Annotated in this window: 11 protein-coding genes; all 11 read right to left on the reverse strand. The window is 70.4% G+C overall.

Translation table 11 applies throughout. From position 1 onward, the window contains the following. Positions 1-4: 4 nt before the first annotated feature. Entirely contained in the window at positions 5-277 is a 273-nt protein-coding gene (gene ilvN / locus NC595_RS02610; RefSeq protein WP_343214882.1) for an acetolactate synthase small subunit, read from the reverse strand. Positions 278-444: 167 nt separating this feature from the next. After that, positions 445-2355, reverse strand: a complete 1911-nt coding sequence (gene ilvB / locus NC595_RS02615; RefSeq protein ID WP_425493054.1) for a biosynthetic-type acetolactate synthase large subunit — start codon at positions 2353-2355, stop codon at positions 445-447. A gap of 433 nt (positions 2356-2788) precedes the next feature. After that, a complete protein-coding gene (ilvC, locus tag NC595_RS02620) occupies positions 2789-3805 on the reverse strand; it encodes a ketol-acid reductoisomerase (RefSeq protein ID WP_253564722.1) in 1017 nt (338 codons plus the stop codon). Then, positions 3802-5517, reverse strand: a complete 1716-nt coding sequence (gene ilvD, locus NC595_RS02625) for a dihydroxy-acid dehydratase (RefSeq protein ID WP_253564723.1) — start codon at positions 5515-5517, stop codon at positions 3802-3804. The genes ilvC and ilvD overlap by 4 nt, the downstream gene beginning before the upstream one ends. A gap of 135 nt (positions 5518-5652) precedes the next feature. Next, positions 5653-6750 carry a 3-isopropylmalate dehydrogenase gene (gene leuB / locus NC595_RS02630; protein WP_253564724.1) on the reverse strand — a complete coding sequence of 366 codons (1098 nt, stop codon included), beginning with the start codon at positions 6748-6750 and terminating at the stop codon, positions 5653-5655. Then, the gene (leuD, locus tag NC595_RS02635) at positions 6747-7334 is read right to left on the reverse strand and encodes a 3-isopropylmalate dehydratase small subunit (protein WP_253564725.1); all 588 of its coding nucleotides are present in this window, start codon (positions 7332-7334) and stop codon (positions 6747-6749) included. The genes leuB and leuD overlap by 4 nt, the downstream gene beginning before the upstream one ends. After that, positions 7331-8746: a 3-isopropylmalate dehydratase large subunit gene (gene leuC, locus NC595_RS02640; protein WP_253564726.1), complete on the reverse strand. Its 1416-nt coding sequence runs from the start codon at positions 8744-8746 to the stop codon at positions 7331-7333. The genes leuD and leuC overlap by 4 nt, the downstream gene beginning before the upstream one ends. Further along, the gene (locus NC595_RS02645; protein WP_253564727.1) at positions 8743-9684 is read right to left on the reverse strand and encodes a branched-chain amino acid transaminase; all 942 of its coding nucleotides are present in this window, start codon (positions 9682-9684) and stop codon (positions 8743-8745) included. The genes leuC and NC595_RS02645 overlap by 4 nt, the downstream gene beginning before the upstream one ends. Before the next feature lie 43 nt (positions 9685-9727). After that, on the reverse strand, positions 9728-11308 hold the full coding sequence (locus NC595_RS02650) for a 2-isopropylmalate synthase (RefSeq protein ID WP_253564728.1): 1581 nt from the start codon (positions 11306-11308) through the stop codon (positions 9728-9730). Between the two features lie 502 nt (positions 11309-11810). Further along, complete coding sequence (gene thrC / locus NC595_RS02655; protein ID WP_253564729.1) at positions 11811-13121, reverse strand: threonine synthase; 1311 nt, start codon at positions 13119-13121, stop codon at positions 11811-11813. Further along, positions 13118-14083: a homoserine kinase gene (locus tag NC595_RS02660; RefSeq protein WP_253564730.1), complete on the reverse strand. Its 966-nt coding sequence runs from the start codon at positions 14081-14083 to the stop codon at positions 13118-13120. The genes thrC and NC595_RS02660 overlap by 4 nt, the downstream gene beginning before the upstream one ends.

The following is a 14083-nucleotide window of genomic DNA, read 5'->3' on the forward strand; positions in this document are numbered from 1 at the left end:
GCGTTCACGCGCCCGCAGCCGGATCCGATGGCACCGCCACGGGCGCAGGCAATTCCACCGCCTCGATCACGTCCACCAGCTTGCGCGCCTGTTTGAGGATCTGCTCGATCGATTCGTCGCCGCCGTGGGTGACCACGATCAGGCGCGATACCTCGATGTCGGTGGTCGGCGCGACATTGAGCGAGTCGATGTTGTAGCCGCGCGAGGAGAACAGCCCCGCCACGCGCACCAGCGCGCCGGATTCGTTCTGCAGGAGGATCGAGAGGGTGTGTTTCATGGGATTCCGTGACGCGTTTTCTTGCCTTTTCCGCTCACCGACCGACGTTCAAAGCTCGGCCGAGTGGTGACGGGGCGATGATTTCTGCCATGGATGAATCACCGGATGACCGGCATTCGGCGTTGAACAGCGCTTCCAGCGTCTTTGCCTTACGTGCGGCAGCCCTGCTAGAACATGTCCGCCGGCCCGCCGTCCGCCGCCTCCGGCGGCGTGCGCGAGGCGATGTGTTCGCCGGTAATCATCTGCGCGTAGGTCATGCCGGGGCCGACCATCGGGTAGACGCCGGCGTCCGGATCGATGATCACCTCGAGGAAGGCCGGGCCTTCGAACGCGAGGAAATCGGTGATCACCCGTTCGATGTCGGCCGGCTGCTCCAGCCGCTGCGCCCAGGCGAAGCCGTCGGCCTGCGCGGCCTTGACGAAATCCTTGGTGTGCAGGGTCTTGTCCGAGGAGGCGAAGCGGCTCTCGAAGAACAGCTTCTGCCACTGCCGCACCATGCCGTCGCCGGCGTTGTTGAATACCACCACCTTCAGCGGCAGGCCGTAGGTGGTGACGGTCTCCAGCTCGCCGAAGTTCATGCGGATGCTGGCGTCGCCGTCGATGTCGATCACCAGCGCGTCCGGCCGCGCAAACTGCGCGCCGATCGCCGCCGGCAGGCCGAAGCCCATCGTGCCCATCGAGCCGGAGGTGAGCCACTGGCGCGCTCCGCGGAAGTCGAAGTACTGCGCCGCCCACATCTGGTGCTGGCCGACGCCGGTGGCAATGATCGCGCGGCCGTCGGTGATGCGGTTGATCGCCTCGATCACCGCATACGGCTGGATCATCGCGCTGGCGCGGTCGTAGTTCATCGCGTGCACGCGCTTGAGCTCGGCCACGTGCCGGTGCCACGCCGCGTAGCGGCCGTCGCCCTGCGGGCGGAAGCCCTGCGCCTTGCCGTAGCGGCGCAGCCGGTCCAGCGTGCGCACCAGCGGTCCGCAGTGGTGCCACTGCACCGCCTTCACCTTGCCGATCTCGGCCGGGTCGATGTCGACCTGGGCGACGAAGCGCGCGCGCGGCGCGAACTTCGCCGGCACGCCGGCCACGCGGTCGTCGAAGCGCGCGCCCAGCGCCAGCACGAAATCGCAGTCCTCCACCGCGTAGTTGGCGTAGGCGGTGCCGTGCATGCCCAGCATGTGCAGGGCCAGCGGCGCGGTGGTGTCGACTGCGCCGATACCCATCAGGGTGGTGGTCACCGGCAGGCCGAACGCCTCGGCGAACGCGCGCAGCGCCTCGGCGGCTTCCGCCGCGATGACGCCGCCGCCGGCGTAGATCAGCGGCCGCTTCGCCTGGCCCAGTGCGGCGAAGAAGGCGGCGCAGTCGGCGTCGGTGAGGTGGGCCTGTTCCACCGCGCGCATCCGCGCGCGGTAGCCGGGAATCGCCAGCTGACCCTCGCCATGGAAGGTCAGCGCGGCGTTCTGCACGTCCTTGGGGATGTCCACCACCACCGGGCCGGGGCGCCCGCTGCGGGCCAGCTCGAAGGCGGTGCGCAGGGTCGGTTCTAGCTTGGCCGGGTCGGTGACCAGGAACACGTGCTTGGCGCAGCCGCTCATGATGCTGCTGATCGGCGCCTCCTGGAATGCGTCGCTGCCGATCGCCGCGGTGGGCACCTGGCCGCAGATCACCACCAGCGGGATCGAGTCGGCCATCGAGTCGCGCACCGGGGTCACCGTGTTGGTGGCGCCGGGGCCGGAGGTGACCACCGCCACGCCGACCTTGCCCGATGCGCGGGCGTAGCCGGCGGCCATGAAGCCCGCCCCCTGCTCGTTGGCCGGCACGATCAGCGGCATCGCATCGCGGCCGTCCTCGCGCGGGTGTTCGGCGTTGTAGCGGAACACCGCGTCGTACACCGGCAGGATGGCGCCGCCGGAGTAGCCGAACAGCACGTCGGCGCCTTCGTCGGCGAGTACCTGCACCACGATCTCGGCCCCGCTCATGGCGCGGCCGGCGAGCGGATGCACATCCGGTGGCGTCAGCACTGCCGGCGCGGCGTGCGGGACGGGTCGGGTATCCGGTGCAGCTTTCAGCGATGGCGCGTTCATCAGCAAACATCCTTCAACGTTGGGTAGGCCCTTCACTCCCTCTCCCCGCTTCGCAGGAGAGAAGGCTTCAAGCAACGGCAACCGGCGTCCCGCGAGATGCCGGCTTCTTGCCCCCTCTCCCCCGCGGAGCAGGGGAGAGGGCTGGGGTGAGGGGGCACTGGCTCTATGCCGTGGATGGCGGCCGAAGCAAGAGCGTCCCCCTCACCCAACCCTCTCCCCCGCGGAGCAGGGGAGAGGGCTTCAAGCAGCTCCGGCCGGCGTTTCGCGAGGTGCCGACCTTCTTGCTCCCTCTCCCCTGGTGGCGCAGTCGCCGGGGGAGAGAGCTGGGGTGAGGGGGCTCTGGCTCTTTGCCGCGGATGGCGGCCGAAGCAGGAGCGTCCCCCCTCACCCAACCCTCTCCCCCGCGGAGCAGGAGAGAGGGCTTCAAGCTCGCTTACCCCACCTTCTTCAGGGGCGCCGCGGTGGCCGGCGCGTTGCCGGTCTGCAGCCACGGCATGCGGGCGCGCAGCTTGGCGCCGACCTGCTCGATCGGGTGGTCGAGATCGGCCTGCTTGATGCGCTTGTAGTTGGGCAGGCCGGCCTTGTATTCCTCGGTCCAGTTCTTCGCGAAGGTGCCGTCCTGGATGTCCCTGAGCACGTCCTTCATGCGCGCCTTCACGCCGGCGTCGATGACCCGCGGGCCGCTGACGTAGTCGCCGTACTGGGCGGTCTCGGAGACGAACTGCAGCATCTTGGTAAGGCCGCCCTCGTAGAACAGGTCGACGATCAGCTTCAGCTCGTGCATCACCTCGTAGTAGGCGATCTCCGGCTGGTAGCCGGCTTCCACCAGGGTCTCGAAGCCGGCCTTGACCAGCTCGCTGGCGCCGCCGCAAAGCACCGCCTGTTCGCCGAACAGGTCGGTCTCAGTCTCTTCCTTGAAGTCGGTCTTGATCAGCAGGGCGCGGCCGCCGCCGATGCCGTCGGCATAGGCGTGGGCCTTGGCCTCGGCCTGGCCGCTGACGTCCTGGTACACCGCCCAGATGCTCGGTACGCCGCGACCGCGCTCGTACTCGGTGCGCACCAGCGCGCCCGGGCCCTTCGGCGCGACCAGGATCACGTCGATGTCCTTGCGCGGGGTGATCTGGCCGAAATGCACGTTGAAGCCGTGCGCGAACAAGAGCGCCGCGCCAGGCTTGATGTTCGGCTCGATCGACTCGGTGTACAGCGTCGGCTGCACCATGTCCGGCGTGAGCATGGCGACCAGGTCGGCACCCTTCACCGCTTCGGCCGGCTCGACCACGGTGAAGCCCTCGGCCTTGGCCTTGTGCCAGGTCGGGCCGTTCGGGCGCAGGCCCACGACCACGTCGAGGCCGGAGTCGCGCAGGTTCAGCGCATGGGCGCGGCCCTGGCTGCCGTAGCCGAGCACGGCGATGCGGCCCTTGGCGAGGAGGTTGTCGTTGTTCGTGCTCATGCGGTGACTCCTTGGGTGTGTTCTTCGGAAGCTTTGGCCGCCGGGGCGGCCGACGTGGATGGGGCATAGGCGCGGGTGATCGCGCCGTCGGAAGCGGAGCCGACCAGCCGTGCGTACTTGGCCAGGGCGCCGTGGGTGACCTTGGGCGGCGGCGGTGTCCAGCCGGCGCGGCGGGCATCGATGTCGGCGGTGGTGCGCAGCTCGCGCGTCTCGCCATCGATCACCACGCGGTCGCCGTCCTGCAGCAGGCCGATGGGGCCGCCGCGGGCGGCCTCCGGGGAGATGTGGCCGACCATGAAGCCGTGGGTGGCGCCGGAGAAGCGGCCGTCGGTGATCAGCGCGACGTCGTTGCCGAGACCGCGACCGACCAGGGCGGCGGTGACGCCGAGCATCTCGCGCATGCCGGGGCCGCCGGCCGGGCCCTCGTTGCGGATCACGATGACGTCGCCCTTGGCGATGCCACCGGACTGCACGGCAGCGAACGCGGCCTCCTCGCTCTCGAACACGCGGGCCGGCCCTTCGAACTGCGCGCCGGTCTTGCCGGCCAGCTTGAGGATGCAGCCCTCGGGCGCGAGGTTGCCGTAGAGGATCGAGTAGCCGCCGCGCGGCTTCAGCGGCGCGCTGACCGGGAGGATCACGTCCTGCTGCTCCGCGCGCGGTGCGGCCTCGGCCTCGGCGAACAGCGAGCGGCCGGTGACGGTCGGCGTGTCGGTGAGCATGCCGGCCGAGATGAGCTCCTGCGCCACGCGGGCGGCGCCGCCGGCACCGAACATCTCCACCGCGGTGTAGCGGCCGCCGGGCAGCAGGTCGGCGATCACCGGGGTGTGTACCGAGGCGGGCTCGAAATCCTCGATGCTCCACTCCACGCCGGCCTCGCGCGCGATCGCCAGCAGGTGCAGCACCGCGTTGGTGGAGCCGGCGGTGGCGGCGACCATCCGCGCGGCGTTCTGGAACGCGTTGCGGCTGAGCAGGTCACTCGGACGACGGTTCGCCTTCAGGCACTCCATCACCAGCTCGCCGCAGCGGTAGGCCGCCTGCTTCTTCGCCGGGTGGGTGGCCGGGATGTCGTTGAAGCCCACCGGCGACAGGCCCAGCGTGGTCAGCACCATCGCCATGGTGTTGGCGGTGAACTGGCCGCCGCAGGCACCGGCGCCGGGGCAGGCATCGCGTTCCACCGAGGTCAGCTCGGCGTCGTCGATCTTGCCGGCGCCGTGCGCGCCGACCGCCTCGAACACCTGCTGGATGGTGATCGGGTGGTTGTCGTGGTTGCCGTGGGCGATGGTGCCGCCGTACAGCGCGACGCCGGGGATGTTCAGCCGCGCCAGCGCCATCGCCGCGGCGGGGATGGTCTTGTCGCAGCCGCACAACACCACCATGGCGTCCAGCGAATGGCCGTCCACGGCCAGCTCGATGGAGTCGGTGATCACCTCGCGGCTGACCAGCGAGGCGCGCATGCCGGGCGTGCCCATCGCCATGCCGTCGGTGATCGCGATGGTGTTGAACTCGATCGGCGTGCCGCCCGCGGCGCGCACGCCGGCGGTGGCCGCGTCGGCCAGTTCGCGCAGGTTGAGGTTGCACGGGCTGACGTTCGACCAGGTGTGCACGATCGCCACCAGCGGCTTGGCGATCGCCGCGTCGTCCAGGCCGGTGGCCCGCATCATCGCGCGTGCCGGCGCGCGATCGGGGCCGGTTTTCATCACATCACTGCGCATCGGTTGCTCCATCGGAATCAAGAGAAAAGCTTCCCTGCGCGCCCGGGCCACGCGTGCGCATACCGGGGAGGTGAGTGGCGCCGCGCGGCGGGGGATTGCCGGCGGGCACGCAGGGAAAGCCAAACGGAGCCGGGTTCAGCCGCATGCGCGGCCGCCGGCAAAAAAGGCGTGGTGGATCGAGGCGTGGTCTTCCACCGCCATCAGCACGGCGTCGCGCACCGCGGCAGTGTTGCCGTGGCCGCCCACGTCGCGGGTGCGCGGGCCGTGGGCCAGCACCTGCGACACCGCCGCTTCCACGCACTGGGCCTCTTCCTCCAGGCCCAGCGAGTGGCGCAGCAGCATCGCGGCGGAGAGCATCGCGCCGGTGGGATTGGCCACGCCCTGGCCGGCGATATCCGGCGCCGAGCCGTGGATCGGTTCGTACAGGCCGCGCTTGCCTTCGCCCAGCGAGGCCGAGGGCAGCAGGCCGAGCGAGCCGGCCAGCGCGGCGGCCTCGTCGGTGAGGATGTCGCCGAAGAGGTTCTCGGTGACCACCACGTCGTAGCGACCTGGCTGGGTCAGCAGCAGCATCGCCATCGAGTCGACCAGCTGGTGCTCGACGGTCACGTCGCGGTATTCCGGCGCGATCCGCTGCACGACGTTGCGCCACAGGCGCGAGGTCTCCAGCACGTTGGCCTTGTCGACCGAGGTGAGGTGGTGGCGGCGCTCGCGGGCCAGCGCGAAGGCGCGGCGTACCACGCGTTCGATCTCGGCCTCGGTGTATTTGCACTCGTCGGTGGCGGCGTCGGCGGTGCGCGTCTTGGCGCCGAAGTAGGCGCCGCCGGTGAGCTCGCGCACGAACAGCACGTCGACGTCCTTGAGCTTCTCGTTCTTCAGCGGCGACAGGTTGGCCAGCGCCGGATGTACCTGGAGCGGGCGCAGGTTGGCATAGACGCCGAGCGCCGCACGCAGCGCCAGCAGGCCCTGCTCCGGGCGCACGGTGGCGTTCGGATCGGACCACTTCGGGCCGCCGACGGCGCCCAACAGCACGGCGTCGGCCTTCTGGCAGGCTGCCAGCGATGCGGCCGGCAGCGGCTCGCCGGTGGCATCGATGGCGCAGCCGCCGATCAGGTGCTCTTCGAAGGTAAAGCGGTGGTCGTAGTGCTCGGCCACGGCTTCGAGCACGGCAACCGCGGCCGCGGTGACCTCGGGGCCGACGCCGTCGCCGGGCAGGGTGACGATATGCGCCTTCATGCAACGTGTTCCTCGTGCTGGTGTTCGTAACGGGTGATCGCCTCGGCGTGCTGCAGCAGGAAGCCGAGCTGGTCGACGCCCTCCAGCAGGCAGTGGCGGGCGAAGGGTTCGAGCTGGAAAGGAATGCGGCCGCCGTCGGGCAGGCTGATGTGCTGCTCGCGCACGTCGATGGCCAGCTCCACGCCGGGGTGCTCGAGCAGCCAGCGATGCTCGGCCTCGGACACCACGATGGCGAGCAGGCCGTTCTTCAAAGCGTTGTTGCGGAAGATGTCCGCGATCTCGCTGCACAGCACCGCCTGGATGCCGTAATCGAGCAGTGCCCACGGCGCGTGCTCGCGCGAGGAGCCGCAGCCGAAGTTGCGCCCGGCGACCAGGATCGCGCAGCCGCGCGCCTCGGGACGGTTCAGCGGGAAGGCCGGGTTGTCGCTGCCGTCGGCCTGGTAGCGCCAGTCGTTGAAGCACAGCTTGCCCAGGCCCTCGCGGGTGGTGGTGGTGAGGAAGCGCGCCGGGATGATGCGGTCGGTGTCGATGTTCTCGTCGGCCAGCACGGCGGTGCGCGAGTGGATGCGGGTGACCGGCTTCATGCGGCCTGCTCCTGGTTCATGTAGCCGCGCGGATCGGTGATGCGTCCGGCCACGGCCGAGGCGGCCGCGGTCGCCGGGCTGGCCAGCACGGTGCGTGCGCCCTTGCCCTGGCGGCCCTCGAAGTTGCGGTTGGAGGTGGACACGACCAGCTGGCCCGGCTGCGCCAGGTCGCCGTTCATGGCGATGCACATCGAGCAGCCCGGCACGCGCCACTCGGCGCCAGCGGCGGCGAACACCTCGTGCAGGCCTTCGCGTTCGGCATCGCGGCGCACCGCTTCGGAACCCGGCACCACCAGCATGCGTACGCCGTCGGCGACGCGGCGGCCGCGCAATACCTCGGCCGCTTCGCGCAGGTCGGACAGGCGCGAGTTGGTGCAGCTGCCGACGAACACCACGTCCACCGGCATGCCCTGCATCGCGTGGCCGGCGCGGGCGTGCATGTAGTCCAGCGCGCGCTGCTCGACCGCGTTGCGCGGCGCCGGCACGGGCGTGTCCATGGCGATCGCCATGCCCGGATGGGTGCCGTAGGTGACGGTGGGGCGGATCTGGCTGGCGTCGATCCGCACTTCGCGGTCGTAGCGCGCGCCTTCGTCGCTGGGCAGCTGCCGCCACGCGGCGACCGCGGCGTCCCACGCCGCGCCCTGCGGTGCGTGCGGACGGCCCTTCAGCCAGGCGAAGGTGGTCTCGTCCGGCGCGATCAGGCCGGCGCGCGCGCCCGCCTCGATCGACATGTTGCACACGGTCATGCGCTCTTCCATCGAGAGCGCCTCGATCGCCGGACCGCGGTACTCGATGACGTGGCCGGTGCCGCCGTCCACGCCGATCCGGCCGATGATGTGCAGGATCAGATCCTTCGCGCCCACGCCCTTGGGCAGGGCGCCGTCGACGTGGATGGCCAGCGCTTTCGGCTTGCGCTGCAGCAGGCACTGCGTGGCCATCACGTGGCCGACCTCGGTGGTGCCGATGCCGAAGGCGAGCGCGCCGAACGCGCCATGCGTGGAGGTGTGGCTGTCGCCGCAGACGATGGTCATGCCCGGCTGGGTGGCGCCCAGCTCCGGGCCGATCACGTGCACGATGCCGCGATCGCTGCTGTCCCAGCCGTGCAGCTCGATGCCGAACTCGGCGCAGTTCGCTTCCAGCTTGGCGACCTGTGCCTTCGCTTCCGCGTTGGCGTAGGGGCGCTCGCCGTCGCGACCGGGCGGCAGGGTCGGGGTGGAGTGATCCAGCGTGGCCAGGGTGCGGTCCGGCCGGCGCAGCGGCAGGCCGCGGCCGCGCAGTTCGTCGAACGCCTGCGGCGAGGTCACCTCGTGTACCAGGTGCAGGTCGATGTACAGGATCGCCGGGGTGTCGGCCGATTCCGGCGCGACCAGGTGGGCGTCCCACAGCTTCTCGAACAGGGTGCGCGGGCTCATGCGGCGATCTCCTCGGAAGCCACCGCAGGCACCATTTCCAGCCAGCCCCAGCGGTCTTCGGTGCTGCCGTCGAACAGGCCGAAGAAGCGCTGCTGCAGCGCGCGGGTCACCGGGCCGGGCTCGCCCGTACCGACCGGCTTGCGGTCGACCGAGCGCACCGGGGTGATCTCGGCGGCGGTGCCGGTCATGAACACCTCGTCGGCCGAGTACAGCGCCTCGCGCGGCAGGTCGCGTTCTTCCACGGTGAGGCCCAGGTCTTCGGCCAGGGTGATCACCGAGTCGCGGGTGATGCCGGCGAGGATGCCGGCACTGGACGGCGGGGTGAGCAGCTTGCCCTTCTTCACCAGAAACAGGTTCTCGCCCGCGCCCTCGCTGAGCAGGCCGTTGTGGCCCAGCGCAATGCCTTCGTCGAAACCGCCGCGGCGCGCCTCGGCGGCGATCAGCTGGCTGGACAGGTAATTGCCGCCGGCCTTGGCCCAGCTCGGCAGGGTGTTCGGCGCCGGTCGATGCCAGGACGACACGCAGACGTTGGCGCCTTTCTCGCGGGCGTCGCCCAAGTAGGCGCCCCATTCCATCGCCATGATCGCCACCTCCACCGGCGCGCCGTCCTTCGGCAGTACGCCGAGGCCGCCGGCGCCGCGAAATACGATCGGCCGCACGTAGGCCGCGCGCATGCGGTTGGCGCGGATCACTTCCAGGCAGGCGGCGTTGATCTCCTCCTCGCTGAAGCCGACGTCGATGTCGTACACGCGCGCCGACTCGAACAGGCGGCGGGTGTGGTCGGCCAGGCGGAAATAGGCCGGACCGGCCGGCGTGGCGTAGACGCGTTCGCCCTCGAACACCGACGAGCCGTAGTGCAACGCGTGGGTGGTGACGTGGACGTTGGCGTCGGCCCAGGGCTTGATGCGGCCGTTGTGCCAGAGGAAGGGCGTGCTCATCGGTGGCTCCGTGCGGTGGCTTCTTGGTGCGGCATGGGCGGGATCACAGGTGCGCCACGGCGGCCGGCTCGCGGACCGGCTGCTGGCGTTCGATGCGGTTGACGATGGCCAGCGCGGCGAGCGCGGTGGCTTCGACGATGTCGGTGCTGATGCCGTGGCCGCGCCAGTCGCGGTCGGCATGGCGGGCGGTGAGCTGGGCCTGGCCCTGGGCGTCGCCGCCCTCGCTCACCGCGCGCACGCTGAAGTCGGTCAGTTCCACGGCGTGGCCGGTGGCGCGCTCGATCGCGCGCAGCACCGCGTCGACCGGGCCGTCGCCGATCGCCGCCTCGCTGGCCTCGTGGCCGGCGTCGTGGGCCAGCTTCACCGAGGCCGATGCACTGCCCAGGTGGGTGGTGCTGTTGAGCTGCACGATGCGCCACGGACCCGTGGCCTCCGGATCCTGGCCCAGCGCGATCGCCTCCAGGTCTTCGTCGTGCACTTCGCGCTTCTTGTCCGCCAGCGTCTTGAAGCGGGCGAAGATGGCGTCCATCGCTGCCTCGTCGGGCTCGTGGCCCAGCGACTCCAGCCGCTGGCGCAGTGCGGCGCGGCCGGAGTGCTTGCCCAGCACCAGCCGGGTCTCGCCGATGCCAACGTCCTGCGGCCGCATGATTTCGTAGGTGCCGCGGTGCTTGAGCATGCCGTGCTGGTGGATGCCCGATTCGTGCGCGAACGCGTTCTCGCCGACGATCGCCTTGTTGCGCGGCACCGGCTGGCCGGTCAGCTGGGCCAGCAGGCGCGAGGTCGGGTAGAGCCGGCGCGTGTCGATGCGCGTGTCCACGCCGAAGAACGGCTTGCGCACCTTCAGCGCCATCACGATCTCTTCCAGCGCGGCGTTGCCGGCGCGCTCGCCGATGCCGTTGATGGTGCACTCCACCTGGCGCGCGCCGGCACCGATCGCGGCCATCGAGTTGGCCACCGCCATGCCGAGGTCGTCGTGGCAGTGGCTGGAAAACACCACCTGGTCCGCGCCGCGCACGTGCTGGCGCAGGTAGCCGAACAGCTCGGCGATCTCCGCCGGCGTGGTGTAGCCCACGGTGTCCGGCGCATTCAGCGTGGTGGCCCCGGCGGCGACCGCGGCGCTGAACACCTCGGCCAGGAAGTCGGGCTCGGTGCGAAGGGCGTCTTCGGCGGAGAACTCGACTTCGTGGCAGAGCTGGCGCGCGCGTTCGACGGCGGCGACGGCGGCATCGAGCACCTGGGCCTTGCTCATGCGCAGCTTGTGCTCGCGGTGCAGCGGGCTGGTGGACAGGAACACGTGGATGCGCGAGCGCCGCGCCTTCTCCAGCGCGCGCGCGGTGGTGTCGATGTCGCCGCTCTGGCAGCGCGCCAGGCCGCACACGGTGGTGGTCTTCAGCGTGCGGGCGATCTCGGCGACGGCGGCGAAGTCGTCCGGGGAGGCCTGCGGGAAGCCCGCTTCGAGGATGTCCACGCCCAGCGCTTCCAGCGCCTGCGCCATGCGCAGCTTGGCGCGGCGGTCCATCGAGAAGCCGGGCGCCTGCTCGCCGTCGCGCAGGGTGGTGTCGAAGATGCGTACGCGGTCGGCATCGTCGGGCGGGGCTACGGCTACGTCGGTGTCGCGGTTCATCGGGATTCTCCGGAAGAGGCGGAACGCAGGCCAAAAAAAACCCCGCTCCGGTGTCGGTGCGGGGTCTTGGGGGGTCTCAGGTGTGTTTCCTTTTGCCTGGGACGCAGCCGCTAGCCCGCACCTCCGCTGGTAATGAGGAGTACGAGTACAAGAGCAAGAAGAAGGAGGGTGCCGCCGGCCAGCAGCGGGTCGCCGACCGTCGTGGGACGACGGCTCAGGGCGAGGCTGTGGTGGCTGCTGCGCTGCGACATGCAATCGACCTTAGGGCAGCGGAAAAGGCCGCGTCAACAGTTTCATGTGAATCCAAGCGAAAAATTTCATTCGGACGTCCAGATGGCCAATCGAAAAAGCCACCCGGGCCTTGGCGCACAAGGATTCTGCGCGATTCGCATGGACCTGCGTTTCTCTCCCCGCTGCACCACGGGTACGGCCCCGGTTGCCACGGGGCGTCTCGATGACGCGTTGTGACGCATCGCCACAGTTCCGTTCGTGGGGGTATGGGTCAGCGTAACGCCGACTTCAACCAGGCCACGAGCGTACCGTCGTCGGCGACCAGGGGATCGGCCCGTGACGGGCGAGCCAGCATGGCCGCAAGGGCTGGCGGCACCGCGACCGGATGGCCCGCCAGCGGCTCCACCACGCTCTCGAACTTGGCTGGATGCGCGGTGGCGACCACGGTCCAGTCGTCGTGGTCGCCCTCCGCGCGCAGCGTGTCGAGCACATGCATGGCCGTGGCGGTATGCGGACAGAACACCTCGCCATGGTCGAGGGCGTGGCGGGCGATGGTGTCGCGGATCGCCGCGTCGTCGACGCTGTCGGCCCGCAGCCCGCGGCGCAGGGTGGCGTCGTCGAAGGTCCAGCGCAGTCGCTCGGCGTTGCTCGGCGCCCCCACGTCCATCGCGTTGGCGATGGTCGCCACCGCCTCGCGTGGGCGGTAATCAGCGCCGGCGAGGAACTCGGGCAGCGTCGCGTTGGCATTGCAGGCCAGCCGGACCCGGCCGACCGGCAGACCGAGCGCGCGCACCCACAGCGCCGCCAGCGCATTACCCAGGTTGCCGGTCGGCACGACAAAGTCGAGCGGCCGCCCGCGCTCCCGCCACCAGCCCAGCGCGGCATGCGCGTAGTAGCTCATCTGGGGCAACAGGCGGCCGAGGCTGATGCTGTTGGCCGAGGACAGCGGCACCACGGCCTGCAGCGAGGCGTCATTGAGCGCCGCCTTGACCATGCGCTGGCAGTCGTCGAAGCGGCCGGCCACGCGCAGGGCGGTCACGTTGTCGCCAAAGCAGCCGAGCTGGTGCGCCTGCCGCGGCGACACTTTGCCGTCCGGGTACAGGATCACCACGCGCACGCCCGGACGGCCGTGGAAGGCGGCACCGACTGCAGCCCCGGTGTCGCCGGAGGTGGCGACGAGGATGGTCAGCGGACGCGTGTCGGCCCGCGGCAGGCGCGCCAGGCAGGCTGCGAGAAAGCGCGCGCCGATGTCCTTGAACGCGGCGGTGGGGCCATGGAACAGCTCCAGTACGTGAGCGCCGTCGGTCGGCAGCGCGCGGTGCGGTACCGGAAAATCCAGTGCCTCACCGCAGATCGCCGGCAGCGCGTCGGCCAGCCGATCGCCGGCGAAGAAGGGAGCGAGCAGGGTGGCAGCCGTGTCGGCCAGCGTGCCGGCCGGATCGAAGTCCGTGGTGTCCACCCGGGGCATCGTCTGCGGTACGTACAGGCCGCCGTCGGGCGCCAGTCCGGCGGCGATGGCCGCGCTCAGTCCCACGGCGGGACAGCCACCTCGCGTGCTGACATAACGCAACGCCTCGCTCATGCATCGACCCCGGCGTCGAGGGAGTCGAGTACGCAGGCGGCGGGGCCATCGACGGGAGCGACGAATGCATCGCTGTCCAGTCCCGCCTCGGCGAAGGCGCCGCGCATCGCAGCGGCTGCCTTTTCCGCATCGGCGCCGTGTTCGTACCAGCCGAACACGCTGGGGCCGGCGCCGGAAATGCTGGCGCCCATCGCGCGGTGGTCCATCGCAGCCTGCTTCACCCGCGCGAAGTTCGGCACCAGCGGTGCACGGCGCGGTTCGACCAGCACGTCCTTCAGGCCTTCGCGCACCAGCGCCGCCTCACCGCGGTAGCAGCCGGCCAGCACCAGCGAGAGGTTGGCGCTCTGCTGCACGAAGCTGCCGAGCGGATAGTCGCCGGCCAGCGCGGCCCGCGCCTTGCGCGTTTCCAGCACGAAATGCGGATGGACCAGGGCGCAATGCCAGTTGGCCGGCACCGGGATGCGCACCAGACGGTCGTGGGTAGCGAGTACCAGGCCGCCGAGCAGCATCGGACCGATGTTGTCGCCGTGGCGGCTGCCGCTGGCCACGGCCTCCCCGTCCAGTGCGAACTCATACAGCGACTCGGGGGGGAGCGGCCGCTCCAGCAGGGCATTGGCGGCCACCAGCGCGGCCACGCAGGAAGCCGCCGAGCCGGCCATGCCTGAGCCCAGTGCGATGCCCTTGTGCAGGGTCAGCTCGAAACCATGGTGCAGGCTCAGGGCGCGGCGCAGGGAGATCAGCGCCATGCCCGCGGTATTGCGCTGTGGATCCCGCGGCAGCTCGGTGACCATGCCCTCGATCGCGGCGATGCGCACCACCGGCTCGTCGATGCGGCGCACTTCGGCGCGGTCGCCGGCACCGGCCATCGAGTGGCCGAGGATGTCGAAGCCCACGCCGACATTGCCCACGCAGGCGGGCGCGAAGGCATAGGCATGGAGGGCACGTTGCGGAGCTTGGCTCAT

The organism is Dyella lutea (genome assembly GCF_024158035.1).
Classification (GTDB): Bacteria; Pseudomonadota; Gammaproteobacteria; order Xanthomonadales; family Rhodanobacteraceae; genus Dyella_A; species Dyella_A lutea.